Source organism: Actinoallomurus sp. CA-150999 (assembly GCF_050942425.1).
Lineage (GTDB): Bacteria > Actinomycetota > Actinomycetes > Streptosporangiales > Streptosporangiaceae > Actinoallomurus.
Map to the genome: position 1 here is coordinate 173213 of NZ_CP192063.1, position 24332 is coordinate 197544.

At 68.1% G+C, this 24332-nt stretch carries 24 protein-coding genes and 1 tRNA gene; 11 read left to right on the plus strand and 14 right to left on the minus strand.

Annotated features, from left to right (window positions below; translation table 11 throughout):
* Positions 1–103 precede the first annotated feature (103 nt).
* Positions 104–787: a LuxR C-terminal-related transcriptional regulator gene (locus tag ACQP2O_RS00935; RefSeq protein WP_433179213.1), complete on the plus strand. Its 684-nt coding sequence runs from the start codon at positions 104–106 to the stop codon at positions 785–787.
* Positions 788–958: 171 nt separating this feature from the next.
* Here ACQP2O_RS00935 and cphA read toward each other — a convergent pair whose 3' ends face one another.
* Positions 959–3613, minus strand: coding sequence for a cyanophycin synthetase (gene cphA / locus ACQP2O_RS00940; protein ID WP_433179214.1), 2655 nt, complete (start codon positions 3611–3613; stop codon positions 959–961).
* A gap of 3 nt (positions 3614–3616) precedes the next feature.
* Complete coding sequence (locus ACQP2O_RS00945) at positions 3617–4447, minus strand: cyanophycinase (RefSeq protein WP_360901658.1); 831 nt, start codon at positions 4445–4447, stop codon at positions 3617–3619.
* 705 nt (positions 4448–5152) lie between these two features.
* On the opposite strand from ACQP2O_RS00945, the gene ACQP2O_RS00950 reads away from it, so the two are divergent.
* Positions 5153–5746, plus strand: coding sequence for a hypothetical protein (locus ACQP2O_RS00950; RefSeq protein ID WP_433179215.1), 594 nt, complete (start codon positions 5153–5155; stop codon positions 5744–5746).
* Positions 5747–5786: 40 nt separating this feature from the next.
* Here ACQP2O_RS00950 and ACQP2O_RS00955 read toward each other — a convergent pair whose 3' ends face one another.
* The 4 genes from ACQP2O_RS00955 to ACQP2O_RS00970 form a co-directional block, all read right to left on the minus strand.
* Positions 5787–6995 carry an RNA polymerase sigma factor gene (locus tag ACQP2O_RS00955; protein WP_433179216.1) on the minus strand — a complete coding sequence of 403 codons (1209 nt, stop codon included), beginning with the start codon at positions 6993–6995 and terminating at the stop codon, positions 5787–5789.
* Positions 6996–7153: 158 nt separating this feature from the next.
* The gene (locus tag ACQP2O_RS00960) at positions 7154–7528 is read right to left on the minus strand and encodes a glycerophosphodiester phosphodiesterase family protein (protein ID WP_433179217.1); all 375 of its coding nucleotides are present in this window, start codon (positions 7526–7528) and stop codon (positions 7154–7156) included.
* Positions 7529–7614: 86 nt separating this feature from the next.
* Positions 7615–8769, minus strand: a complete 1155-nt coding sequence (locus ACQP2O_RS00965; RefSeq protein ID WP_433179218.1) for a LuxR C-terminal-related transcriptional regulator — start codon at positions 8767–8769, stop codon at positions 7615–7617.
* A gap of 184 nt (positions 8770–8953) precedes the next feature.
* The gene (locus tag ACQP2O_RS00970; protein ID WP_433179219.1) at positions 8954–9229 is read right to left on the minus strand and encodes a hypothetical protein; all 276 of its coding nucleotides are present in this window, start codon (positions 9227–9229) and stop codon (positions 8954–8956) included.
* Between ACQP2O_RS00970 and ACQP2O_RS00975 the strand changes: the two genes are divergently transcribed.
* From ACQP2O_RS00975 to ACQP2O_RS00990, 4 genes are all read left to right on the plus strand, one after another.
* Positions 9228–9470 carry a hypothetical protein gene (locus ACQP2O_RS00975; protein WP_433179220.1) on the plus strand — a complete coding sequence of 81 codons (243 nt, stop codon included), beginning with the start codon at positions 9228–9230 and terminating at the stop codon, positions 9468–9470. The two genes, ACQP2O_RS00970 and ACQP2O_RS00975, sit on opposite strands and share 2 nt — an antisense overlap.
* A gap of 157 nt (positions 9471–9627) precedes the next feature.
* Positions 9628–9700 (plus strand) — tRNA-Arg (locus ACQP2O_RS00980).
* A gap of 222 nt (positions 9701–9922) precedes the next feature.
* Positions 9923–10225 (plus strand): hypothetical protein, encoded by a 303-nt coding sequence (locus ACQP2O_RS00985; protein ID WP_433179221.1) that lies wholly within the window; start codon positions 9923–9925, stop codon positions 10223–10225.
* The gene (locus tag ACQP2O_RS00990; protein WP_433179222.1) at positions 10222–10608 is read left to right on the plus strand and encodes a plasmid mobilization protein; all 387 of its coding nucleotides are present in this window, start codon (positions 10222–10224) and stop codon (positions 10606–10608) included. Before ACQP2O_RS00985 ends, ACQP2O_RS00990 begins: the two co-directional genes overlap by 4 nt.
* Before the next feature lie 429 nt (positions 10609–11037).
* Here the strand turns inward: ACQP2O_RS00990 and ACQP2O_RS00995 are convergent, their stop codons facing one another.
* Positions 11038–11508 (minus strand): GNAT family N-acetyltransferase, encoded by a 471-nt coding sequence (locus ACQP2O_RS00995; protein ID WP_433179223.1) that lies wholly within the window; start codon positions 11506–11508, stop codon positions 11038–11040.
* Between the two features lie 366 nt (positions 11509–11874).
* Here ACQP2O_RS00995 and ACQP2O_RS01000 point away from each other — a divergent pair, with 366 nt between their 5' ends.
* On the plus strand, positions 11875–14814 hold the full coding sequence (locus ACQP2O_RS01000; protein ID WP_433179224.1) for an AAA family ATPase: 2940 nt from the start codon (positions 11875–11877) through the stop codon (positions 14812–14814).
* 39 nt (positions 14815–14853) lie between these two features.
* Here ACQP2O_RS01000 and ACQP2O_RS01005 read toward each other — a convergent pair whose 3' ends face one another.
* The gene (locus ACQP2O_RS01005) at positions 14854–15981 is read right to left on the minus strand and encodes a hypothetical protein (RefSeq protein ID WP_433179225.1); all 1128 of its coding nucleotides are present in this window, start codon (positions 15979–15981) and stop codon (positions 14854–14856) included.
* A 273-nt stretch (positions 15982–16254) separates the two neighbouring features.
* On the opposite strand from ACQP2O_RS01005, the gene ACQP2O_RS01010 reads away from it, so the two are divergent.
* Together ACQP2O_RS01010 and ACQP2O_RS01015 are read left to right on the plus strand one after the other, a co-directional pair.
* Positions 16255–17346: an aldo/keto reductase gene (locus ACQP2O_RS01010; RefSeq protein WP_433179226.1), complete on the plus strand. Its 1092-nt coding sequence runs from the start codon at positions 16255–16257 to the stop codon at positions 17344–17346.
* Positions 17347–17420: 74 nt separating this feature from the next.
* Entirely contained in the window at positions 17421–17981 is a 561-nt protein-coding gene (locus ACQP2O_RS01015) for a DinB family protein (RefSeq protein WP_433179227.1), read from the plus strand.
* A 42-nt stretch (positions 17982–18023) separates the two neighbouring features.
* Here ACQP2O_RS01015 and ACQP2O_RS01020 read toward each other — a convergent pair whose 3' ends face one another.
* From ACQP2O_RS01020 to ACQP2O_RS01035, 4 genes are all read right to left on the minus strand, one after another.
* Positions 18024–18434, minus strand: a complete 411-nt coding sequence (locus ACQP2O_RS01020) for a GlcG/HbpS family heme-binding protein (RefSeq protein ID WP_433179229.1) — start codon at positions 18432–18434, stop codon at positions 18024–18026.
* A gap of 348 nt (positions 18435–18782) precedes the next feature.
* Positions 18783–20384: a murein biosynthesis integral membrane protein MurJ gene (murJ, locus tag ACQP2O_RS01025; protein ID WP_433179231.1), complete on the minus strand. Its 1602-nt coding sequence runs from the start codon at positions 20382–20384 to the stop codon at positions 18783–18785.
* A gap of 105 nt (positions 20385–20489) precedes the next feature.
* Positions 20490–20987, minus strand: coding sequence for a cell division protein SepF (locus ACQP2O_RS01030; RefSeq protein WP_433179232.1), 498 nt, complete (start codon positions 20985–20987; stop codon positions 20490–20492).
* Positions 20988–21112: 125 nt separating this feature from the next.
* Positions 21113–21769, minus strand: a complete 657-nt coding sequence (locus ACQP2O_RS01035) for a class I SAM-dependent DNA methyltransferase (RefSeq protein ID WP_433179233.1) — start codon at positions 21767–21769, stop codon at positions 21113–21115.
* Positions 21770–22050: 281 nt separating this feature from the next.
* Here ACQP2O_RS01035 and ACQP2O_RS01040 point away from each other — a divergent pair, with 281 nt between their 5' ends.
* Complete coding sequence (locus tag ACQP2O_RS01040) at positions 22051–22566, plus strand: hypothetical protein (RefSeq protein ID WP_433179234.1); 516 nt, start codon at positions 22051–22053, stop codon at positions 22564–22566.
* A 100-nt stretch (positions 22567–22666) separates the two neighbouring features.
* Here the strand turns inward: ACQP2O_RS01040 and ACQP2O_RS01045 are convergent, their stop codons facing one another.
* The gene (locus ACQP2O_RS01045) at positions 22667–23011 is read right to left on the minus strand and encodes an STAS domain-containing protein (RefSeq protein ID WP_433179235.1); all 345 of its coding nucleotides are present in this window, start codon (positions 23009–23011) and stop codon (positions 22667–22669) included.
* 37 nt (positions 23012–23048) lie between these two features.
* Positions 23049–23435 carry an ATP-binding protein gene (locus tag ACQP2O_RS01050; RefSeq protein WP_433179237.1) on the minus strand — a complete coding sequence of 129 codons (387 nt, stop codon included), beginning with the start codon at positions 23433–23435 and terminating at the stop codon, positions 23049–23051.
* Between the two features lie 359 nt (positions 23436–23794).
* Here ACQP2O_RS01050 and ACQP2O_RS01055 point away from each other — a divergent pair, with 359 nt between their 5' ends.
* On the plus strand, positions 23795–24223 hold the full coding sequence (locus ACQP2O_RS01055) for a hypothetical protein (protein WP_433179238.1): 429 nt from the start codon (positions 23795–23797) through the stop codon (positions 24221–24223).
* Positions 24224–24332 lie beyond the last annotated feature (109 nt).

A 24332-nucleotide genomic window follows, 5' to 3' on the forward strand; every position in this document is an offset into this window, starting at 1 on the left:
GCAGGGCGTTGTGACGTTGTCCTTTCAGCGACATTGCGCCATGCAAGGTTCATTTGCGATGTAGTGGGCAAAGTGCGGTCACGGCTGCCCTAGGGGCGAAAACATGAACAGAAACGATCGCGGGTCGGAACGACGGGAGGGTTCTCGGCATGGGCGGTGGGGCGCGCAGCGGAAGGACCCACACCAGCCGGTCATCCAGACGCTCGTCGCCGAACACGTGCACATTCTCCGGTTAGGGCTGTCCGCCTGCCTCGACGACGAGCCTGATATCCAAGTCGTCGCCGACGCATGGGACGCGGACGCTCTCGCGGCGGCCGTGGCGGAGCTACGGCCCGCCGTGGCCGTCATCGACGTGGACCTCCCCGGTACGGAGGCGGCGACCCGCTTCCATGCCGTGGCGTCCGGATGCGCGGTCGTGATGCTGGCCGACCAAGCCGATCCGGGCGGTGTCCGCCGGGCACTGGCCGTCGACCCGCTCGGCTTGATCAGCAGGCAGGCACCGGCGGAACTGGTGACGCGCTGCGTCCGCCATGTCGCGACGGGCCGACGGGTGATCGATCCGGAGCTGGCGCAGACCGCCCGCGTCGTCGGGGAGAACCCACTGACACCCCGCGAGCTGGAGGTTCTGCGGATCGCGGCGAACGGAGCCACGACCGCGGAGATAGCCGATGTGCTGTCGCTGTCGGTCAAGACGGTCCGGAACCACCTGTCGAGTGCCATCAGCCGGACGGAGGCCCGCAACCGGATCGACGCGATCCGGATCGCCAGCGAACACGCGTGGCTCTGACCATCGACGGGCGGTCGGCCGCAGCACGCGGTCGTCGATCCCGCCTGCGGCCGGCCTGGTCGCCCGCCGATGGTCCCGTCCTCGGTCCGGTCACCCACCGACAGTCGATCCGTCCCTGGTCCGGTAGTCCGTCGACGTCAAACCCGTCCCGGTCCGGCTGTCCGTCAACGGTCAACCCGTGCCCGGCACGCGGACCGCGCCGAGGGTGTGCAGCAGGTCCATCACCGGCTGGAGTTTCTCGTACAGCAACAGGATCGGCTCGCCGGGTGTGGCGACGCCGAGGGCGATGCCGACGGCGTCCTTGAGGTCTCCCGCCGGGTGGCAGCGAACGTCGGGGCGGGCGTCGACCAGCCCTCGTACGATCAGCCGGGACATCTCGCCGGGTCGGCGGCCGCGCAGATCCTCGTCCTCGTACACGACGACGCGGCCGAACGAATGGGCGACCGCGCGGGCGGTGTCGATGACGAGTTCGTCGCACCGGTCTCCGGGCAAGGTCACGGCGGCCACGCCGTCGCGTCCCCAGACCTGCCGGAGGAGTTCGCCGGCGGCGGCTACGGCCGCGGGATTGTGCGCGTAGTCGACCACGATCGGGCGATCGTCGATCCGGAAGGCGCAGCCGCGCCCGGGGTTCAGCTCGTGCGGGTCGAAGGACCGGAGACCTCGTGCAACCAGGTCGGCCGGTACGCCGAGCGCGCGTGCGGCGGCCGCGGCCGCCAGGGCGTCGCCGATCACGTGCCGCGCCCTTCCCCCGAACGCCCCGGCCACGTCGGCGACCGGCAGTAGTGCGTACCGGTGCGTCCCCTGGCCTTCTGTCAGCGCCCCGTCCTCGACGAAGTACGCGACGCCGCCGTCGCCGAGGTGCCGGGCGAGGCACGGTGTGGTCGCCGACATTCCGAAGTAGCGGACGGCCGGTTCGCGGTCCCGGACGCGCGGACGTTCGGCGAGCTCGGCGGTCCGAGGGTCGTCGGCGTTCAGCACGAGGTGCCCGCCGCGGCGGATCTCCTCGGCGACCAGGGCCTTGATCTCGACCAGGTCGTCGACCGTGGTGATGTCGTCGACGCCGAGGTGGTCGTCGGTGATGTTGGTGAGGACGGCGACGTCGGCGCGGTCGTAGCCCAGCCCGCGCCGTACGACGCCGCCGCGCGCGGTCTCCAGCACCGCGGCGTCGACGGTCCGGTCCCCGAGCACCATCGCGGCGGAGCGAGGACCCGACGCGTCGGCTTTGTAGACCAGCTCCCCGCCGACGTATACGCCCTCCGTGGTGGTCATGCCGACGCGCCGGCCGTCCTGCGCCAGGATGTGGGCGATCATGCGTACGGTCGTGGTCTTGCCGTTGGTGCCGGTGACGGAGACGATCGGCACGCGTCCGGACGTGCCGGGCGGATAGAGCCGGTCGATGATCTCGGCGGCGACGTCGCGGGGCCGCCCCTCGTACGGCGCGAGGTGCATGCGGAGGCCGGGTGAGGCGTTCACCTCGATGACGCCGGAGGCACCGGCGTCGGCGGGCAGCGGTGCGGTGATGTCCGGCAGGCGCAGGTCGATGCCGCAGATGTCGAGGCCGACCGTCGCCGCGACGCGGCGGCAGAGCCGTACGACGTCGGGGTGGACGGAGTCGGTGACGTCCTTGCTGGTCCCGCCGGTCGACAGGTTGGCGTTGCGGCGCAGCGTCACGACCTGGCCGGCGTCCGGCACGGAGTCCGGTCGCAGGCCCTGCCGGGCCAGGTGGCCCAGCTCCGTGGGGCCGAGCACGAGTCGGGTGAGCGGACGGTCGTGGCCCTCGCCGCGCGCCGGGTCGGCGTTGGCCGCGGCGACCAGCTCGGCGATCGTGAAGATGCCGTCGCCCGTCACCCGGGCCGGGCTGAGCTCGGCGGCGGCGACCACGCGATCTCCGACGACGAGCACCCGGTGGTCCCGGCCGGGCACGTACGCCTCGACGAGCGCGGCGCCCTCGTCGGCGGAGGCCGCAAAGAACGCGGCGGCCACCTCCTCGGGGTCGGTCAGCTCGATCGCGACGCCGGCCCCGTGGTGGCCGGCCGGCGGCTTGACCACGACCGGGGCGCCGATCTCGTGGAAGGCCGCGATCGCCTCCTCGGCGGTCGCCACGACGAGACCCTCCGGCACCGGCAGCCCGGCCCCTTCCAGCAGCCGTTTGGTGAGCATCTTGTCCCCGGCCGTCTCCACACCGATGGCGGAGGTCCGGTCGGTCATCGCCGCCCACACCGTACGCCGGTGCCGTCCGTATCCGAGGTGGAGCAGGTTGAGGTCGCCGACCCGGCGGACGGGGATGCCCCGACGCCGGGCCGCCGAGGCGAGCGCCGCGGTGCTGACGCCGAGGCGGGTCCGCTCGTACGCGGCGGCGAGGGCGGCGAGTTCGGCGTCGAACGCGCCGCCCACCTCGCCCTCGTTCACCAGACCGGTCACCGTCCGGATGGCGAGCTCGATGAGCCCGCCGACGAGCGAGCCTTCGGCGGGCTCGTCCCGGGGGCGTTCGAGGATGACGTCGTAGCATCCCGGCGCTCCGGCCCAGACCGTACGGCCGAAGCAGACGTCCCGGCCGATCACCGCGGACAGTTCGAGCGTCACGTGCTCGGTGACATGCCCGAAGTACGTGCCCCGGGCCATCGCGGCCAGCAGCCCGCCCGGCCGGCCCGCGGAACAGTGGTGGTCGGCCAGGCCCGGCAGGACCGACTCGAGCCGCCCGGCGAAGCCGGGGACGTCGGTGGTCTCCTGCTCGGTCAGTTCTCCTAAATCGAGACGGGCGATCACCACCGGTCGCGCGGTGTACACGTTGGGACCGTTCAGCCAGCGCAGATGCTCGAGGTGCACGGTTCACTCCTCTTCTGCGGGTAGGGGGCCGAACCACGGTTTGCGCTGTTCCATGTCGAACCAGCAGCCGGCCGGAAGGAGGTGCAGGCGTACGTGGAAGAGGACGATCGGATCGTCGTCGCAGTCCGCGTACCCGACGGTCGCCTGGTCGGCGTCCACGACGGTCACGACGCCGCTGCCGATCACTTCGAAGCGGCCCTTACGGACGACGATCGCGGTGTCCTCGTCGATGCCGACGCCCAGCCGCCGGGTGTCGAGCGCGATGCCGCTGAGCAGCCGCGGCAGCCGGCCGCGTTCGGCGAAGTGCATGTCGATGAGCACGTCGTCGAGCAGGCCGAGGCCGGGGCCGAGCCGTACCGCCGAGGCGGAGACCTCGTGACCGTCGCCTCCGAGGATCATCCAGCGGCCCATCGCGGTGGCGCCCGCGCTCGTACCCGCGATGACGAGCCCGTCGCCGCCGAGCCGCCGCCGGAGCAGGGCGTTGACCTTCGACCCCACGAGGCCGCGGATGCGCGACTGGTCACCGCCGCTGAACAGGACGCCGGTGGCCTTCCGGAGCACGTCGAGCGCCGCCTGGCTGTCGGCGGTGGCGCGGTGCGGGAGCCGGAGTTCGGTGACGGAGGAGACGCCGAGCCGGCGGAACACCCGGGTGTACTCGGCGGCCACCTCCTCGGGCATCTCGGTGGCCGTGGTCACGATCACGATGTGCGAGTCCCGTGCGCCGGAGAGGGCGACGAACTCCTCGAGAGGTCCGGTCCCGCAGGTGCGGTTCTCCGCACCGCCGATGACCAGGAGCCGGCCATCGCGCGGGCGCTCCTCCCTTATGTCGGTCACGACAGCTAGTTACCCTATTGTCACTTCAAGTAGTCGGACTGGGGCCCGGCTCGTCCCTGGCGTCCCGCGCCGCGCCGGACGGGCCCCGTCCGTCCGGGCGTCGTCGGCGGAATGGCGACGTACCGGCAGGGAGAAGTGGCACTGGAGCGTAAGGGCGAAGTGCCGGAGTGTAAGGGCGATGTAAGAGAGGGCGAGGACGTAAGGCCGATGAAGGTCACCGCGTCGGGCGGCAAGGAAGCGGCAAATTGCCCTAAACGCCGTAAAACTGGGCTAATGTGTAGCGCTCTTGATCGCTCTGACTGCCACGAGCCTCTCCGGTTGAGATCGGCGGGCGGGCTTCGTTCGCGACGTCGGCCTCCTGACCAGGAAGGACTGATTCGGCCGCCGTCGTAATCCGACAGGTCGCCTGCCGCTTCGGTAAGCTTTTTCTTACCTCAAGGATCCCCATCCGGTCGTCGTGCGTCTAAGGGTCGCTGGATTCACCGCTCACCGGAAGGGCATCGGGCAGGTAAGAAAAAGAGAGGCGCTGGTCATCCTCTGAGGGGCACACTCTCTCCGAAGTGGAGCGAATGGGGGCGCAAAGCCCAGTTTGCTTTGGAGGTGGCCATGCCGCACACGGACGTTTATGCCGACGTTCGCCTTATCTACCGTCTTCTTCTGGCGGTCGACGTCGAGAAATATAGTACGCGCGACGCGCGGGGACAGTTGCGCGCACAGACTGATCTCCGCAACATCCTCAGTCTGGCCGCGCAGAACGTCGGCCTCGACCGCAGCCTGTGGTACGAGCAGGTCAGCGGCGACGGCGAGCTCGCGGTCCTGCCCGAGGACGTCGACGTCTCCCTCGTCGTCGGCGACTTCACGCGCCAGCTCGAGACCGTCCTTGGCGAGTTCAACCAAGCGCGGACCGGGGGCCGGCGGCTGCGACTGCGCGTCGCGCTGCACCACGGCACCCTCACGCCCGGACCGTTCGGGCCGGCGGGCGACGCCCCCATCGTCGTCAGCCGCCTGCTCAACGCCAAGCCGCTGCGCCGCGTGCTCGCCGACCAGCAGCACCGCGACGTCGCGCTGATCGTCTCCCAGACGCTCTACCAGGACGTCGTACGGACCGGGTTCTGCTCCCTCGATCCGCAGGACTTCCAGGCGGTGCGGGTCAACGCCAAGGGCGTCCTCTACCACGGCTTCGTGCAGCGGCGCGCGGTCGAGGAGGAGCTCGCTCAGCCGGTGCTCCGGGCGATCGGGGAAGGCGGTGGCGGAGGGCACGTCGCGAAACTCGTCGCTCTTCCCGGCGGCCGGGGCTGACCGACGGCGTCGCTGCATCCCGTGAGCAGAGCGTCGCGGGTCAGAAGAGGGACAGGTCCCAGGTGACGGTGACCGGCGTGGAGCGGCCCGCCCCGTCGGTCAGCGTCACCACGGTCTGCCCGGGAGGCGTGATGCCCTTCCGGTCCAGGATGACCTGGACCGTGGCGTGCTCACCGGCCGAGATCTCGCCGGTCACGTTGGAAAGGACGATCTGCGGGTCGGAGTTGGTGGCGTTCCAGGCGACCTTGCCGTTCTTCGCGGTGAGCTGGATGTCGGCGATCTTGCTCATGGCATACAGGTGGATCGACACCGGGCTCACCACGAGCGTGCCCTTGGGCGGCTTCGGCGACTTCTTCGGCGGGGACTTCGTCGGGCCGGGCGACGGGACCAGCTCCGGTCCCGGGAGTTCCGGCCCCTTCGGTGGCGCGGTCCGAGGCGTGGCGGCGACGGGAATCTTGGACCGATGCGTCCGGGAGGTCGGCGTCTTCGGCCGCGGCTTACTCTGGCCGGGCCACTGCAGGTCCGGGACCGGCACGTTCGGGCCGATGAACATCATCACGACGACCGCGGTCGCCACCGCCGCCACCGACCCGCCGCTCGCGAACGCCCACCGCCGCGCCAGCCGGGACGGCGCGTCGGGCTGCTTGGGCATCCCCTCGGGCGTCAGGGCACCGCCACGCGCGGCGATCTCCGTCCGGTATCCGGCGAGTTCCGGATCGGTGCCCGCGTGGAGCACCCGATGCCGCAGCGAGGAAGGAGGCTCGGGCACCGGTACGGCGTCCACGACCTCCTCCCCGTCGGGGAACTGCCGCGCGGCGCGGCTCAGCCGCTCCTGAGCCCGGCGCGTCGTGACACCGAGCGTCGCGGCCAGGTCCTCGCCGGTCAGGTCGTGGCGGTGAACGAGGAAGAGCACCTCACGGTGGAAGAAGTCGAGCCGGGCGAAGGCCTGGTCGTCCGCCATCGCGGCCGGTCGCTTGCGGAGGAGGCAGCGCCGCCGCGCCGAGGCGTACAGCCAGGCGCGGAGCCGCTCGCGCTCGCGCAGGCGGGGCGCTCGGCGCGCCGCGTCGATGAAGGTGTCGTGCACGACGTCCGCGGCGGCCTTGTCATCGTCGAGAAGCGCCGAACAGTAGTCGTACAACCGCTCGGCGTACACGTCGTACAGCGTCGCCAGGGTCTCCTCGTCCCCCTCTTGCAACGCCTTGACGAGACGCTTGTCGGCGGTGGGGGCGAACCGTGACCACCTTGCCATGCACGTGCTCCACGTATCGGACCGGACGGCAGCGCTCCTGATTTACACCAGTGTCAAGGATAGGTCACAAGATCACCCGAATTACCGCAAAAGCCACTACGAAGAACTGAGCGCGAACGCCCCGTACCGGCGGCCGGTACGGGGCGTCCACATGGCGATCAGCGGCGCTGGCGATGCCGGGTCGACACCGCCAGCGCCGAGTCGTCGGAGAAGATCCCGTCCACGTCCAGCCGGTACAGGTCCGCCAGGAACCGCGACGCGTCACCCGCCGCCCGCTCGAAGCTCGGCGAACCCGGGTTGCCCTGCTGATACTCCGCGGGCAGGAAGTCGTTCTCCGGCCGCACCGTCCACGGATGCACCTTCAGCCCCACCCGGTGCGCGTCGCGTACGAGCGTCGTCGGCGCACCGGCATGGTTCGACGCGTCCACCGGAATGATCAGCGTCGTCGCCGGCCCGACGCCGTCCGCGTACGACTTGGTCTTCTTCAGAGCCACGAACTCCGGATGGCGCGCCACATCGGTCGTGTCGTTCAATCAGTCGTCGTGCCGGGGGAGACATGACGACGGGGAGACCTTCCCCCGGCTTGAGCCGGCCGGGGCAGACGACTCCGTCGAATCCGTCAGCCGTCCACACCGTTGATGAGCCTGCCGTCCGTCGACAGGGGAGGATCCGCGAGCTGAGGAAAGTAATGGCGGAAGAACAGATTCGCAGTGAGCTCCCGACGGCTTCGCACGCCCGCCTTGTCGAAAACCGACTTCAAGTGATCCTGGACCGTGTACGGAGAAAGGTGGAGGCGCCGCGCGATCTCATTGGTCGAGTTACCCCGGAGTACGTGCTGGGTAATCTGGCGTTCGCGGACGGACAATCCGTAAACGTCGAGGATGATGGCCGTGAGATCTCTCGCCTCCGCGGGAGCGATGGAAATGGCGGTCGCGGGCTCACCGCCCTGATCGACCGTCCAGGCGTGCAACGTCAGCCAGCGGCCCGAGCCGATGGGCGCCCGGGACCGCACCGGCGTGCCCGGCGTCGTCGTACAGGCGCGCGCGGCCAGCGCCTGAACGGCATAGGGGCAGGTGCCGTCATCGGTCGATCCGCTCTCCTGGAGCCGGTCGACCCAGTGCCGGGCGGTGTCCGAGAGCGACCGGATCCGCAGGTCGGCATCGAGCATGATCAGCCCGGGGGCGTCGGGAAGGTCACCCCGGTCGAGGCCCGACAGGAGTAGCGAACGCCGCAGCGCGTCCGAGGCGGGCCGGCTGACGGCCTCCGCCAGGGCCACGTCACCGGCGTCGAACGGCCGGCTGCCCTCGCCCCGGCACAGAACCAGCAGACCCCAGACCCGGTCGCCGTCGCGGAGCATCACCCGCAGTTCGTCCGAGAGCCGCAGCGGCTCGAGGATCTCCCGGTAGTACTTGCTGGTCGCCAGGTCGTGGTGGGTGGACTCGCTGAGCACGCTGACCCGGGCGGCCCGCTGGGCCAGCGCGCGGATGTTGTCGACGTCGTCCTGCTCGACGTGCTCGATCTGGAAGAGACGGCTCATGTACTCCGGCGGGAAACCGTGCGTGTGCTCGCCCCCGGTGTCCAGCATCGTCGACGGATCGAGCAGGACCCCGCACCACACGTCCGTCGGCATGACATCCGCCAGCGCGCCGACGGCATGGTCGATTATCTCGACGGCCCCGGTATCGGACCGAAGCTTCGACTGAAATCGCCGGACCGAATCAGCGATAGCTCGATCTCGGCGTGCTTTTGCCACGGTGGCATTGTAGTCGGGCATCCCACAAATCTGGGATGTTCTGCTTTCTGCCGCGAACCTACCCTCGAGGGTAATGGGGGGTGAGATCGAACGATCTCACTCGGGTGGGTTTCCGGAAAGAGGCATGTCATATGGTTCAGTCGACGGGGAACACGCGAACCGAACAGCCTTCGCCTCGCGACCAGAGAAAGCACCCCTATCTCTTCTACTGGCTCACCGCCGGCATCGGATCCGTCATCGTCGCGGTCATCAGCCTGGTCGCATCCCTCGTCTCCGGCTCGGGCTCCGGATCCGGCTCCGCGCCCGCCCAGGTGCAACCACCGGTGAACGTCTCCTCGCCGTCGTCCCCCCTGTCGGCCTCGACCCCGTCGTCACCAGAGTCATCACCGTCCTCATCACCCGCCTCGCCCCCGTCATCACCCGCCTCGGCCCCTGTCACACCGGTGGCCGCCGGCCCGGCGCCCGCAATCGGGATAATCATGGTTCCGGCGGGGTACACCGTGGCCTTGGTCCACGAGGGGCAGTGGCTGAGCACGCCGGTGACCGCCCGGCTGGTACGGGGAACGAGAGTCCGGATCTACTGCACCGTCGAAGGAGGCACGGTCACGGGACCCACCGGTCACTCGAGCGCCCTCTGGGACAAGATCGACGGCGGCTACATCCCCGACGTCGACGTGAACACCGGAACGCAGCAGCCGGTCCGCGGCAACTGCGGTCAGTGAGGGCCGCGCGGCCTGGGACGCCCGGAAGGGCGCGTACACCGCCGGATCGAGCGATGGCGGTCTTCGACGCGAACGCCCTGGTCTGCCCCGGCCGTCGGCGGGCGGACGGGTTTCGATTCGCGCGCTGAGGTCAAGTCCCGTACACTCTTGGACGCCAGCAGCCGTAGCTCAACGGATAGAGCATCTGACTACGGATCAGAAGGTTGGGGGTTCGAATCCCTCCGGCTGCGCACCAGATCAAAGGGCCCGTTCCGGTCAAGGAACGGGCCCTTCGTATGTGCGATGCCGAGCACGGCCGGGCTGATCGCTCACTCGTTGCCGTGTCCGCCTTCTCTGATCACGCGGCATCCTACGAAGCCCTTCGCCATGGGCAAAGCCATGCGATTGCCCGTGTGCTGGTTGTAGCTTGTCATACAACGGGGCTAGCATGTATGACATGAGGAAGGTGGCTCGTGGAGAAGCCGACGATCGAGCTTCCTTTCGAGTGGGACGATGCGAACCGCGATCACGCCCAGCGCCACGGCGTGACCGAGGACGAGATCAATCAGGCCGTCAGGAATCCACATGAGATCTTCGCGACGTACAAAGACGACGGCACTCGGCACGAAGACCGCTATCTGCTCCATGGCACAACTGACGGCGGTCGGCGGATCACCGTCGTGATCAAATACCCCGTGACCATCCGTCGTACGTGGGGGAAGCAGGAGCTGGATCTGGCGCGCCCGATCACCGCATATGAGAGGGATCCGTCATGACGACTGGCAAGCCACTCGAGCAGATGACCGAAGAGGAAGAAGCCGAGTACTTCTACGCCAACCGCGAGGAGTTCGAGCGCAACGCCAAGGCACCCGTCAGTCTCGAACGGGTGGTGTCAACCAGGTTCAGCGAGGACGAACTCAAGCTGATCGACGATGCCGCCAATGCGGCCGGGATGAAGCTCAGCACCTACATTCGCAAGGCAGCCGTCGAGGCCGCAGGCTCCCCGCAGCCGACACCAGACGCGGCCGGTCTGGCGGAGCTGCACGCTGACTTGTTGGCGGCGCTCGCTCGCGTGAAAGACATGGAAAAAAACGTCAAGGAGCACGGGCGCGCTGCGCGAAAGCGCCGTCGGGCGTCTGTCTCTGACACGCGTACGTGACCGCGTCCCTGGCTGGTGCGCCCGCAGGGCCGGGGGCGCGGTGGTGCGATCAGGATGGGCTTTGTACCGAAACCGCAGCCTCCTGGCCGACGACAGTGGTGACGACAACGACGACAACCGTCGCCACACGATCCCGGTCACGAGGCACCTATAGCTCATGGTCGCGGCGCATCGAGCATGCGCCACCGTCGGCTACGGATCAGAAGGTTGGGGGTTCGGATCCCTCCGGCTGCGCACCATGTCGAAGGCCCGTTCCGAGTCAGGAACGGGCCTTTGATTTTGAGCCACCTGGGTCAGGACCCGAACAGAGCCAGGCTCATCGACGTCGGCGGGCCGCGCATCGCGACGCGCCTGCCCCGTCCGCCGGCGGTCACAGGGGCGCGTCGTCGCGCAGGCCGGATGAGTAACTCTGCTGGGGGACTCTCGTGCTCAGCTCAGCGTCAAGTGCACGACATCGATCTCTTGCCCCCGAGCCCGCGCGAAGGAACGACCGCGCCCTGTCATGACGAAGCCGCACTTCTCCAGCACACGGACCGAACCGGCATTGTCAGCAGCAGCGGTGGCGTGCAGCGGCCGGGTGTCCTCCAGCCTGATCAGCTCAGCGAGCGCCTGCGAGGCGATGCCTCGACCCCAGTAAGACCGCCCGACGACATAGGAGACCTCCCGCTCGGAGGACGCCCCGCTGACTGTGGCGTACCCTGCCACAACGCCGTCTGCGAGAACGGTTCGCAAGAGCACCGCTGAATCGGACCGCACCTTGGCCCAGAACTGGTCGAAGTGACCGCGGTCGTAGTGATACTTCCTGGTAGCAGCCGCCATGTGCTGTAGTTGCGGGTCCGTCAGTTGCTCCCAGAAGACGGGCAGGTCGCTGTCCTGAGTTTCACGCAGGGATACCTCCATGGTGCCGCGTCATCCCCCTCAAGATCGTCGTCGAACCGTCGGGGAAGCCTAACCTCGGAATGCTGGGCCAACGATGCGCCGGAGGCCTACGTGCATCAACGGAAGTGGGAGAACGGCGAGCCGGTCCCGAAGCTCGAACGGCGGCGGACGAATCCCCAGCGGCCGGCGAAGCGCCGATTCCGTGGGTGATCGGTTTCAGCCGCTGCGGAGTGGCGGCGGCACCTCGGGCTCACCAGCACCAGGACCGGCGGCCGAGTTCGGATCGGACCTGTCGCCGTCGGAAGTGGCAAACATGGCCATGCAGGCGGTATCTGTGGTGGCATGCATTTTGCCGATCAGGGGGGAGGCCCAGTGCGGGGCTTTGTCGTGTCCCAGACAAATCCACGGGCCTTCCCGACGATCGCTGACGCAGCGAGGGCTTCGGGGCCGCCCGGCGAGCAGCTGCGCCACATCGTCGTGGAGCCGGGCAACTACCGTTCGGACGCCCTCAGATACTGGGGGAACGCGGTGATCACCGCGGCCGGGGGTCCTGGGACGGTCACGGTGAACTGCAACGGGAATTACACGCTGCGGGTCGAGGGCCACGTCACCCTGCGGGGCCTGACGTTGCACAACTGGAACGTCGACGGCAACGTCCTGGAGGCGGTGGGCGGCACGCTGATCGTCGAACAGTGTGAGTTGGTGAGCAAGTCGAGCCGCGCGATCAGCGTGTGGGATGGAGCCGAGCTCTTCGTCCGGCACAGCCGCGTCCACGGCGGTGGCATCGTCTACTCCGATTCCGCCGGTCTTGTCGAGCACACCGAGGTGTTCGACGCCGATCTTTGCGGGATCGCCATCCGCAACGCGAGCAGGGTCACCGTTCGAGACTGCCGCGTCCAGCGTGCGGGCGAACACGGCATCTGGGTGGCCGAGGGCTCGACGCCGCTGATCGAGCGTTGTGAGGTCGAGGGCTCCAAGTCCGCGAGCATCCTGGCGCAGGGGCACGCCAAGGCCACTGTCCGCGACTCTCGGCTCCGCGCGTCGGGTCAGTGCAGCCTTGTGGTCCGCGACAACGCCTCCGCCACCGCGGAGGAGTGCCTCATCACCGGATCAGGGGCCGAAGGCGTCTGGGTCACGGCCAACGGAACGCTGACCGCGCGGAGAGTAAGCATCGAGGACGGAAAGCGCCACGGTGCGCTGGTGGACGAGTCTTCCACGGCCGATTTCGAGGACTGCGACATCATGCAGTCGGTGAACTGCGGGCTGGCCGTGAGCGGTTCGGGCACGGCCAGGTTCACCGGCGGCACGATCACCAAATCCCAGTTCGGCGCATCGGCCGCGAACGAAGGAGTGCTCACGCTCGATCGGGCCAAGGTGTCGCACAACAAGAGCATCGGCGTCGCGGTGGATCCGGGCGCCAGAGTGGTCCTCCGCGACTGCACGATCATGGGCAACGCGGGTCAGGGCATCGTGACGGCCGACGGCGCACACGTACGCATGGAGCGGGTGAAATCCGAGGCGAACGGTGCCGATGACATCCTCGGAATCGAGATCGGCGCCCCTGCCGATTCCCGGGCCGCCACGACGGCGACTCCGGCGGCACCCGGCGCCGCCGCCCCGGAGACCGCGGACACGGCGCCCGAGCTCAGCGTCGACGAGCTGCTCGCCGAGTTGACCGCGATGGTGGGGTTGGCGGAGGTGAAGCGCGAGATCGGCAAGCTGGTCGGTCTCCTGCGTATCGCCGAACAGCGCAGACAGGCTGGGCTGCCGAGTGGACCGTCCATCGGCCGCCACATGGTCTTCGCCGGCGCCCCTGGCACCGGCAAGACCACGGTCGCCCGGCTGTACGGACGACTGCTCGCGGCTCTCGGCGTGGTCCCCAGCGGGCAGTTCACCGAGGTGTCGCGCGGGGAGCTGGTGGGGCAGGTGCTGGGCGAGACCACGCAGAAGACCACCGCCGTCTTCAACAAGGCGTTGGGCGGAGTGCTGTTCATCGACGAGGCGTACACCTTGTCCCGCCGGTTCGGCACCGGCACCGACTTCGGGCAGGAGGCCATCGACGCGCTCGTCAAACTCATGGAAGACCATCGCGACGAGATCGTCGTCATCGTCGCCGGCTATTCGGCCGAGATGCGCGAATTCTTGACGGCGAATCCCGGCCTGAAGTCGCGTATCTCCCGCACTATCGAATTCGAGAATTACAGCCCGGCCGAGTTGACGAGCATTACCGAGACGCTCGCCGAGCAGTACGGTTTTCGGCTCACCGGGCAGGCGCAGGAGGCACTTGTCGCGCACTTTCAGCGGGTACGGAGAGACGAGACCTTCGGCAACGGTCGGGAGGCCCGGCGCGTCTTCGAAGCCGCCGTTGAACAGCAGGCGCTCCGACTGTCCGGCCAGGACGGTCCCGCGTCATCGGAGGACCTGACCCTTCTGCTGCCCGAGGACTTCGATGGCGTCGTCGACAACGGCCTGAGTGCCAGGCTGGGTGCGGTCCGCGACGCGGGACAGCTCCAGGCGGTTCTCGACCGGCTCAGTGCGATGATCGGCCTGGAGGAGGTCAAGAGCCAGGTCCGGGACACCATCGATCTGATCGCCGCCACTCGGCGCAGGCAGCAGGAGGGCCTGGGCGCCACACCGATCTCGAGCCATCTGATCTTCTCAGGCCCGCCCGGAACCGGAAAGACCACGGTCGCGCGGCTCTACGGGGAGCTCTTGGCTGCTCTCGGCGTGCTGGCCCGAGGCCACTTCGTCGAAGCGTCCCGGGGCGATCTGGTCGGCCAGTACCTCGGTCACACCACGCAAAAGGCCACCGCCACGTTCAACGAGGCGCGTGGTGGGGTGCTGTTCATCGACGAGGTCTACGCTCTCGCACGGCAATTCGGCGCGAATACCGATTTCGGGCAGGAGGCCATCGACACGCTCGTGAAGCTCATGGAAGACCACCGCGAAGAGGTCGTCGTCATCGTCGCCGGATACACCGATGAGATGAACGACTTCCTCGCGGCGAACCCCGGACTCGCGTCGCGGTTCTCCCGGACCATCGCCTTCGCCCCGTACGGCCCGGACGAGCTGGTCGATATCTTCATCAGCATCGCGGAGTCCTCCGGTTTCGAAGTTCCCGCCAGTACGCGCTCCGCCGTCCACGATCACGTGACCGGTCAGACCGAAAGGTTCGACCAGGGAAACGGCCGCGAGATCCGCAAACTCTTCGAAGCCGCCCAGACCGCGCATGCGCGCCGTATCGCCCAGCTCGAGCGCAGCGGAACTCAGGCGACCCGCGATCAGCTGCAGACCCTTCTTCCAGCGGACGTCGAGGAAGCTCGCTGAGATCTGCGCGTCATCCAGCCGCACACGCCGGGGATCAGGTCACGCCGGAACGATGTAGAGGTGGCTCATCGCCGATCGATGCGTCGAGGTGGAACCGCGCCGGTCGGGCAGGCCGACCGCCGTGCCCTGCACCGCGCCGGTCTCGCCGCGCAGCCAGTCCACCCGCACGTAGGCGTTGAAGACCGGGGCGCAGCCCGGTGCTTTCGACACCGCGAAGTGCGGGGTGTACAGCGGCACTACGGCGTGGTGGACCCAGTACGGGATCGTCTTGGTGACGCTCGTCGAGGAGTTCGTGTGGCAGATCTTCTTGCCCGTCGCATTCCACTGGTTGACGATCAACGTGAACCGGGCAGTCGAGGAGCCGGCCTTGTTGCACGCGCCGACGCGCTGACACACCTGGTAGTCCACGTCGCCGAAGACGCTGAGTTCGCGGAACCCGGCCGGCGCAGTGGTGATCGGCAGCGCGGGCTGCCGCACGGTCCGGTGAGCTGAGTCCACCGGCAGGTCGCCGTAGGGGATCTCGTAATCGAGCGGCTTGCCGTTCGCCGCGTTCCTGACCGACTTGTCGGCGAACCCCAAAGAACCGCCCGCGATCTGCACCGAAGACGTCTGCTTGTAAAGCGAGGCGACCCTCGCGTACGTCGTGCAGGTGGCCGTCGTGGCCACGCCCGGGTGCAGCAGGAACTTGGTGACGATCCAGGTGTCTTCCCACTGCGGGTTCTGACCCGTGCCCGCGTAGATGTTCTGGCCCATCACCAGGTTCTTGCTGCCGCCCGGCCACGTGCAACGCACTTCGTTGTCCACGAGCGTTCGCACGGTGGCGGCGTTCGCGCGCAACCGCGAGACCACGTACGCGGTCTGGTTCGCGGCCGTTGCCAACCGTACGGTGCCGAGCGCCACGACGTTATGGTCGATCCCCGATTTCGGCGGCGGGGCGGTCACCCGCTGCGGTTTGAACGTGACCGACGAGGCGGCGGAAGCCTGGACCGGAGGGCAGTGGCCGGTCCGTTCGCCGATGCTGTTGATCTCTGCGTTGGACCTGGAGTCACCCGAGTAGTCGTTCTGGTCGGTGCACTTCACCCCCGCCTTCACCTGCGTACCCACCGAAGCCGTCGCGCTTTTCTGGGCCGGAGTCGCGGTGCTGGTGGGAGACGAAGCCGCGCTCACCGCACCTCCTTTGCAACCGGTCAGGAAGACGCCCAGTGTCACTATTGCGACCGCACCGAAGGTAACCCTCTTCGCAGGCAAAAGACCCTCCTCAATTCGCCGTTCCACGCTCCCACGATCGGGCCGCACTCTTGTGACGCGGCGGAGGCCGGAAAGGTTCACGGATCGAAGACGGACGCCTACCAACTGTGGCGTACGGACGCCGGGCAGGCGTCGAGAGGCTCTCCTCGCCGCCACGACCCTCACGACAACGACGACCACCAACGCCTCACCGTGCCGCCGATCAGCCCGAGATCGCAGAACTGCGGGCTTGAGGTGGAGCGCGCTCTAAGTTCTAGCGTGCCGGGCATGGACTACAGATTTCTCGGAGCGACCGGTCTTGAGGTCAGTGAGCTGTGCCTGGGCGCGATGATGTTCGGCAGCCAAACCGACGAGCGGACCAGTACGAAGATCCTGGACACGTTCCTCGAAGCGGGCGGAAACTTCATCGACACCGCCGACGTCTACGGCGAAGGAAGGTCGGAGGAGGTCCTCGGCCGGTGGCTCAAGACCAGACGCCGTGAGGACCACATCGTCGCGACCAAAGTGTCGAGGCCGGTCGGCCCGGGGCCCAACGACCGCGGCCTGTGCCGTAAACACATCCTCGACGGAGTGGATGCGAGCCTGCGTCGCCTCGGCACCGACTACATCGACCTCTACCAGTTCCATATCTGGGACGCCGGCACGCCCCTCACCGAGACCCTTTCGACCCTGGATACGCTCGTCCGAAGCGGCAAGGTCCGCTACGTCGGCGCCAGCAACTTCTGCGGATGGCAACTACAAAAGGCGATCGACCTCTGCCGCCGGCACGGCTGGGAACCACTCGTCAGCCTGCAACCGCTCTACACCCTGCTCGACCGCGAGGCCGAGTTGGAGCTTCTGCCCGTGTGTCAGAACGAAGGTGTCGGCGTGATCACCTGGTCCCCACTGCGGTCTGGCTGGTTGTCAGGGGCCTACCGGCGCGGCATGACCGCACCACCGCCGGACAGCAAGGTCAGCCAGCCGGGGTCGCACTCCTGGGACCGGTACGCCAACGACCAGACGTGGCATGTGCTCGACGAGCTCGCGGCAGTCGCCGACGAGGCCGACAGCACGCCGGCACGGGTGGCGGTCCGGTGGCTGCTGCAACGTCCCGGCGTCACCGCACCCATCATCGGCGCGCGCACCCATGCCCATCTCGACGACCTCCTCGGTGCCGTGGGGTGGTCGCTCACGCCGGAACAGATGAGCCGACTCGACGCCGCCAGCGAACCGGCCAGACTGCCCTATCCGCACAACCTGCCTCCGCTCGCCGGTCGTTCGCGACGAGCCGCGGGGCACGGCTGACGACAGGCTTTCCGGCCAACGCCTCGGCGGGAATTCGCTGGCGAGCCGGGCGCCTAGGGACCAGCATGGCCAGAGTGAGCGACGAACCCCAACGGTGGAGTCAGGCGACCGTCTATCCGGACATGTGGGTGAACCCGGATGAGGATCCCCGCGACAACACCGGAGCCAGCCCGGACGGCGAGCCCGCGACGCTGCAGGACTATCTCACGAACTACAGACTGACCCTGCTGATGAAATGCGAGGGTCTCAGCGCGGAACAGCTGGCCCGTCGGTCGGTCCCGCCGTCGACCATGTCACTGCTCGGCCTGCTCCGGCACCTCGCCGAGGTAGAGCGGGACTGGCGCGGCTGGGTCCTGCCCGGCGGCCCTCCACCGAAGCTGTACGGCGCGGGCGACGCCGCCTTCGACGGAGCGGTCGCCGAACAGGCGGTGGTCGACGCCGCCTACGCCGATCTCGCACGTGAGCAGGCGACCACCGACGCCGTGCTGGCCGAGTATCCGGATCTGAGCGTGCGTGTGGGGAAGGACGCCATCGCCGTCCGAGAACTGCTCGTACACCGGATCGAGGAGTACGCCCGACACTGCGGCCACGCGGACCTGTTGCGGGAGTGCGTCGACGGTCGCGTGGGCCAGTGAGGTCCGCCACCACTTCGGGAGCACGGCTTAAGCATCACCGCATCACTTCTGGCCCGCTGCGGAACGGTCCTCCTGCCAGCGCTGCACTGCCGTTCGCACGGCCTCTTCGTCTTCAAGAGCATGGGCACCGGATGCGCCTGCGGCGCCGAGGATCAATTCACCGTCGGTGACCAGAACACCGCCCGCCCACGGGACGAAGTCGCCGCCGTAGAGGTGCTGGATGCTGTCGACGATCCCCCCGGGGAGTTCGATCTGGCCGGAGGGCTTCAGTGCGGATAGCGCCGTGCGCGCCTTGGCTACGGCGATTCGGCTGGTCATCGGCATACCGCCGTCGTCCCGCCGCAGGGTGATCACCTCCCCGGCGACGTCGATGACGGCCACCGCCAGCGGAGGGAAACCTCGCTCCGCACCGACCGCCAACGCGGCCTGCACCAACCAATCCGCGTCGGCCAACTTCAATCCAGGAAGGCGTGGAGTATCAGACATGAAGGAGAAATTAACGGCGACAACCCCGGAAGTCAAAGGATGACCAAGACGACTTATAGCGCCTCTCGAAAGAGAGACGCTCTGGTCGTACGTTCCTTGTTAGCGGTGCTGTACTGGAGGGCAGTGGCCTGTCCGTTCGCCGATGCTGTTGATCTCCGCGTTGGACCTGGAGTCACTCGAATAGTTGATACGATCGGTGCACTTCACGCCGGCAAAACACCCTCCTGAATTCGCTGTTCCGCGCTCCCCTGTATCGGGTCACAACTCGTGAGATGCGGCGGAGGCCGGCGAAGTTCACGGATAAATGACGACCGCCTACGAAATGTGGCGGACGGACGGCAGGGCTGCGGTCAGCGCTTTGAACTCGGTGATCCGGAGCGCGTGTGCGACGAGGGCGTAGAGGATGCCGCCGGCGGTGGTAGCGGCGGTGATGGTCAGGAGCGAGGCCGTCCAGGTCGTTCCGGTCGCTGCGCCGATCGCCCATGCCGTGCCGGCGGCCGCCGCGGCGGCGAAGGCCGCGGCGATGAGCATCCGGACATGGGCGTGCAGGAGACGGTGTCCGTCGAGGCGGCCGATCCTGCGGCGGAGTAGGTGCGCGGTGAGCAGCAGGCCGGCGGTGTAGGCGATGGCGGAGCACGCCGCGAGCGCGATGACCAGGTTCGAACCGTGGGTGAACCTGGCGGCGGCCAGGCACGCGCTGATGGTGACGGCCGAGACCGTGACGCTGAGCAGGGCCGGGGTGCGGGTGTCACCCAGGGCGTAGAAGGCGCGCAGCATGATCTGGTAGGCGGCGAAGGGAACCAGCGCGAGCCCGTAGGCGGCCAGGACCAGGCCGGTGAGGTGGGCTGCGGCGGTTGACGCGTTGCCGTGGGCGAACAACACGTTCGTCAGGCGTGGGCCGAGCGTGATGAGCGCGGCGGCGACGGGCACCAGGACGACGCCGGTCAGCCGCAGGCTCTGGGACAGATCGGCGATGACCCGGGCGAGGTCACGGTCGGCGGCGGCCAGGCTGAGCCGGGGCAGGACTCCGGTGATGATGGTGACCGCGATGATGGCGTAGGGCAGCTGGAACAGGGTGTAGGCGTTGGAATAGACGCTGACGGCTCCCTTCCCGGCGTGGGAGGCCAGCCCGGTGGTCACGATGAACACCACTTGGGCGGCGCTGACCGACGCGATCGTCCATCCGGACATGGCAGCGATCCGGCGGACCCCGATGCCGCGGGGGTCGGCGTGCAACCTCAGCGTGAAACCGGCCCTGCGGCTGGTCAGCGCGAGTACGGCCATCTGCGCGGCGACCCCGGCGCTCGTACCGATCGACAACAGCAGCATCTGACCCTGGGTAAGGGACTCCAGCCTCCCGGTCCCGCCGATCAGCAGGAACAACCCGGCGGTGGCGATGACGACGAGATTGTTGGCCACCGGCGCCCACATCGGCGCGGCGAAGCGGCCACGAGCGTTGAGGACCGCGGCCAAGGTGGCGCTGACCCCGTAGAACAGGATCTGCGGCATGAAGTACCGAGTGAACACCACGGCCAGATGACGCTGCGCGGGAGTGAACCCCGGGACGTACAGGCCGACGATGAACGGCGCCACGATGATCGCGACGATCACCACGATCGCAAGGCCGTAGACCACCAGCGACAACAGCCGCTGAGCGAACAGGTCCCCGTCGACGCCGTCGTCGGCCGCCGTACGGACCAGCAGGGGCACCACGACACTTGCCAGGGCTCCACCCATCACCAGCTCATAGATGGTGTTCGGCGTGACGTTCGCCGCCGTGTAGGCGTCCAGCAGCCGGGTTCCCAGCCCTAGAGCGGCCACCAAGGCCAACGTGCGCAGAAACCCGGTGAGGCGCGAGACGGCGGTGGCCACCGCCATCGCCCGGCTCGCCGACATCAGCCGCGGTTGCTCCGACATCCGCTTACTTCTCCTTCATTCCCGAAGTGGTGGAGGATCGACAACGGCGTCACCCACAAGAGCTTCACGCCAGGGCCGCCCGCTCCACGACGTACCGACAGGCGCCTAGACGGTCTCCTCGGTGTTGTCCGTGACGTCACTCGGCTTGGCCATCCCCGAGGGCAACAGTAGGAAGACTTTGGAACTCAGGCGTTGCATGTCGCCGCCCCGTGCGCAGATGAGGCCGGCCGCGAAGTCGACGAGTTGCTGCGCTTCGTCGTCCGCCATGGCCGTGAGGTCCATGACGACCGGAACGCCGTTGCGAAAGTAGTGCCCTACGTACAGCACCTCGTTGTAGTCGCGTGGGCGCAGGCGCTTGACGATGCCCGTCGTGGTGCCGGGCCTGGCCGGCACCGACGGGATCAGCAGGAAGACCTTGGGGCTCAGGCGTTGCATGTCGCCGCCTCGCCCGCAGATGAGGCCCGCGGCGAAGTCGACGAGTTGTCTGGCCTCGTCGTCCGCCATCGCCGTGAGGTCCATCACGACGAGAAGGCCTTCGCGGAAATAGTGCCCCACGCGCCCGACGTCGTTGTAGCCGCGGGGCCGCACCGTCTCGAGTATCACCGGACCAGTCTTGCCGAGCAGGCGGAGACATCAAGCCCTCATCCGCGGAGAGTCCGCACATGTGCGGGCCTTCAGGCGCGCCGGGCCCGCCGGCTTCCGGGCGAGGAGGTAGCCGCGCCGCACCTTCAGGCGCGCGCCGGGCCCGCCGGCTTCACGGCGAGGACGTAGCCGCGCCGCACCTTCTCGGTCGCGCCGGTGGGCTCGCGTGTCATCCGGGCGACTTCGGTGAAGCCGGCCTGTCGTAGCAGGTCGGAGACGCGGTCGATCGGCCACCGGTGGAAGACCAGCGACACGTCGTGGCCGAACGCGCGCGCGAGGTGTAGCGGCTCGTCGCCGGTCTGGAAGACGAGCAGTATGTGCCCGCCAGGTGCGAGCGCCCGGTGGAACTCGGCGAACAGCTCCGGCAGTCGTTCCGTCGGGATGTGGATGACGGAGTACCAGGCGACGATGCCGCCGAGCGCTTCGTCCGCCACGTCCAGCGCGGTCATCGTGCCTTCCACGAACCGCAGGTGGGGATGGGTCCGACGGGCGAGCGTGACCATCGCCGGCGAGAGGTCGACGCCGTAGACGTCCAGGCCGAGAGCGTCGAGATGCGCGGTCACGTGGCCGGGGCCGGCGCCGAGATCGGCGATGGGGCGGCCCGTGCCCTCGGCTCGTACGAGGTCGGCGAACGTGGAGAGCATGGCACGGTCCAGCGGCCGGTCGTCGAGCCCGGCCCGGGACGCCTCACCGTAGGTGTCGTAGGCCGCCTGAACCGTCCGCAGGAAAGAAGGCTCCCTCACGAGATCACCGTAACCGAATGGGGCGTGGCTCGGAAGACCAGGCCTCGTCATTCGGAAGACCAGGTCTCATCATATTGAAATACGCGGTATGTCGGGGATTATTGCTGGAAGTGCTCGCGGCGCGAAGGCCGACCGCGAAAACGGCTGCCCTTGGCCAAAGATGAATGTGCGATTACTTTGGGCATTGCGCTGACGGGTAGATCCGGTCCGGATTCGAGATTCCTGGAGTTAGGAGAATCATGGAACGTGGCCGGACTCTCATAGCCGCGCTTTTCGGGCGCATGGGCCTAATCATCGGTCTCCTGGTGGGCGCATCGCTCGTCGCGGGGCCGGCGATGGCGATCCCGTCTTCGGCGGACCCGGTCAGGGTGCCGCTGTTCCGCATGTGGAACCCGACGATCGGCGACCACTTCTACACGACGTCCGCGCAAGAGCGCGACCGGGCGATCGCGAGGTACGGCTACACGGACGAGGGCGTCACGGCCCGCGTATTCGCGACTCCGCACTTCGGAACCACGCCGTTGTTCCGGCTCTGGAGCTCGGCGATCGGCGACCATTTCTACACGACGTCCCTGCAAGAGCGCGACCGCGCGATCGAGAGATACGGCTACACGGGCGAGGGGATCACCGCGTGGGTGTACACGGCCCCGCACTTCGGAACGACGCCGTTGTTCCGGCTCTGGAATCCGATAATTCGCGACCATTTCTACACGACTTCCGCTGAAGAGCGGGACAACGCGATCGCCAGGTACGGCTACGTCAACGAAGGCGTCGCCGGCGAGGTCTTCGCGGCCTGAGTCCGCATCGATCATCCCTGGCGTTCACGGCCTCTAGAAGGCGGTGACCGTCAGGGATTTTCGGGTGCCTCACGACGCGTCGTCGAAGGCGGCGCGGCTCTCAGGTGTCGGCGAGGGCGGCGGCGACGTCGTCGTAGATGGGGAGGCGTTGGGCCAGGCCGGTGATCCACAGGACTCGCGCGGTGCGGTACTGCGCGCCCGCCAGGGCGAGGAAGCCGTCTTCGGCCGCGGTGAGGCGCTTCCAGTAGGAGACCACGGTGCTGAGGGCGCTGGTGTCCATGAAGTCCAGGCCGGTCAGGTCGAGGATGATCTTGCCGCCGTGCTCCTTGATGACCTTGTCGAGGCACGTGATGAGCTCAGCCCTGCTGATGATGTCGAGTTCACCGCTGACGTGCAGGACAGTACGGTCGCCATGTCGGCTGGAAGAGAGTTCGAGCGCTGACATGGTGCCCCCCTCTGCCGTGGAGGACCCACGGTACCGGTCAGATGTACCGCGCTGTCGGAGAGAGTTCCAATCGTACGACTGTGCCGTTGATTCCCGTCCTGATGTTGACCGCCGAGCAGATCTGACGGGCGACCCAGATGCCCATGCCGCCCTCCGCCTCGGGCGGTGGAGGGGTTCCGCCGGGGGCGTCGGCGGGTGTCCACGTGCCGCTGTCGTGGATCTCGGCGATGACGCTGCCGTCCTCGGTCCACATGCTCAGCTCGGCGTGGGGCGACCCGTGGCGTACGGCGTTCGTCGCGATCTCGTTGACGGCGATGACCAGGTCGCCGATCAAGCCTTCGCTCACCTTGTAGCGGCGGGCAAGCGCCTCCGTGAAGCGGCGCACGCTCGGCAGTTGTTCCGCCGTGAACCTCATCTCACTCATGGAGCCGGCCGAATCGTTCGGTGGTCGCTGCCAGGGCCTTGCCATGGAGTGCGCAGCCACCATAACGAGCCCTCGCATGTCTGTCTCACCCTGCCCGTCATTCGACGTCATACTCACCCGTGCCATCGCGACTCAGACTGCGCAGTGTCATATACCCATTTGACGTGCTTTGCTGCGCGCAGGTGCCCGACTTCCGGAAACTCCGCTCCGGCCGGGGCGGCCACGGCGGCCGGGGTCGGCCGCGCCGGGCGAGTCGCTGGGCCGCGTAGGTGGTTCCGCCGACGCGGAGCCTGACGCCCCTCGGCGAATGATCGGATTTGGCCTACTTTGCCAGTAACAGACGCTTCTAGGGAGGTCTGGTGGCCATCGTCGTGAGCCTCGCCGCAGGGGAGGACCAACCGGTCGACCCCCGTGCCGACGCCTTCGTGCTGTTTCGTACCGAACTCTCCGACACCCACGGGCTGCACGGAGGCGACCTCTACTCGATCATCGTCGGCGGGGAGTATTGGGCGCTCTGCGACGCGCTCGCCGTCATCACGGGACTGAAGGCCGACGACCCGGTCGATGTGGCCTGGACCCGGATGAACGCCCAGGGCACATCCGTCGTCGACGATCCCTGGCGCATCACGTACCGGGGCGACCCGGGAGGCGGCCTCCGGGCGTCGCACGGCGGCCAGTTCGACCTCGACCGTACGGTCCGGCTCCGCCTCCGGGTCCACAATCCGAACGACTACCCGGTCACCGTCGGCGCCGCGACGGTCGCCCGGGTCGCACTGGTCGGCTACTGACCCGCGTCGCTCGGCCGCCGGCGACCTGATCCTGCCGGCTACTGATCCGCGTCGCTCGGCCGCCGGCGACCTGATCCTGCCGGCTGCCGTTCCGCGATGCTCGGCTGCC

Coding starts and splice junctions, on each gene's coding strand:
- ACQP2O_RS00935 (WP_433179213.1), top strand. CDS start 104: ATGAACAGAAACGATCGCGGGTCGGAACGACGGGAGGGTTCTCGGCAT.
- ACQP2O_RS00955 (WP_433179216.1), bottom strand. CDS start 6,995: ATGGCAAGGTGGTCACGGTTCGCCCCCACCGCCGACAAGCGTCTCGTC.
- ACQP2O_RS00965 (WP_433179218.1), bottom strand. CDS start 8,769: ATGCCCGACTACAATGCCACCGTGGCAAAAGCACGCCGAGATCGAGCT.
- ACQP2O_RS00975 (WP_433179220.1), top strand. CDS start 9,228: ATGGTTCCGGCGGGGTACACCGTGGCCTTGGTCCACGAGGGGCAGTGG.
- ACQP2O_RS00970 (WP_433179219.1), bottom strand. CDS start 9,229: ATGATTATCCCGATTGCGGGCGCCGGGCCGGCGGCCACCGGTGTGACA.
- ACQP2O_RS00990 (WP_433179222.1), top strand. CDS start 10,222: ATGACGACTGGCAAGCCACTCGAGCAGATGACCGAAGAGGAAGAAGCC.
- ACQP2O_RS00995 (WP_433179223.1), bottom strand. CDS start 11,508: ATGGAGGTATCCCTGCGTGAAACTCAGGACAGCGACCTGCCCGTCTTC.
- murJ (WP_433179231.1), bottom strand. CDS start 20,384: ATGTCGGAGCAACCGCGGCTGATGTCGGCGAGCCGGGCGATGGCGGTG.
- ACQP2O_RS01040 (WP_433179234.1), top strand. CDS start 22,051: ATGGGCCTAATCATCGGTCTCCTGGTGGGCGCATCGCTCGTCGCGGGG.
- ACQP2O_RS01045 (WP_433179235.1), bottom strand. CDS start 23,011: ATGTCAGCGCTCGAACTCTCTTCCAGCCGACATGGCGACCGTACTGTC.
- ACQP2O_RS01050 (WP_433179237.1), bottom strand. CDS start 23,435: ATGAGTGAGATGAGGTTCACGGCGGAACAACTGCCGAGCGTGCGCCGC.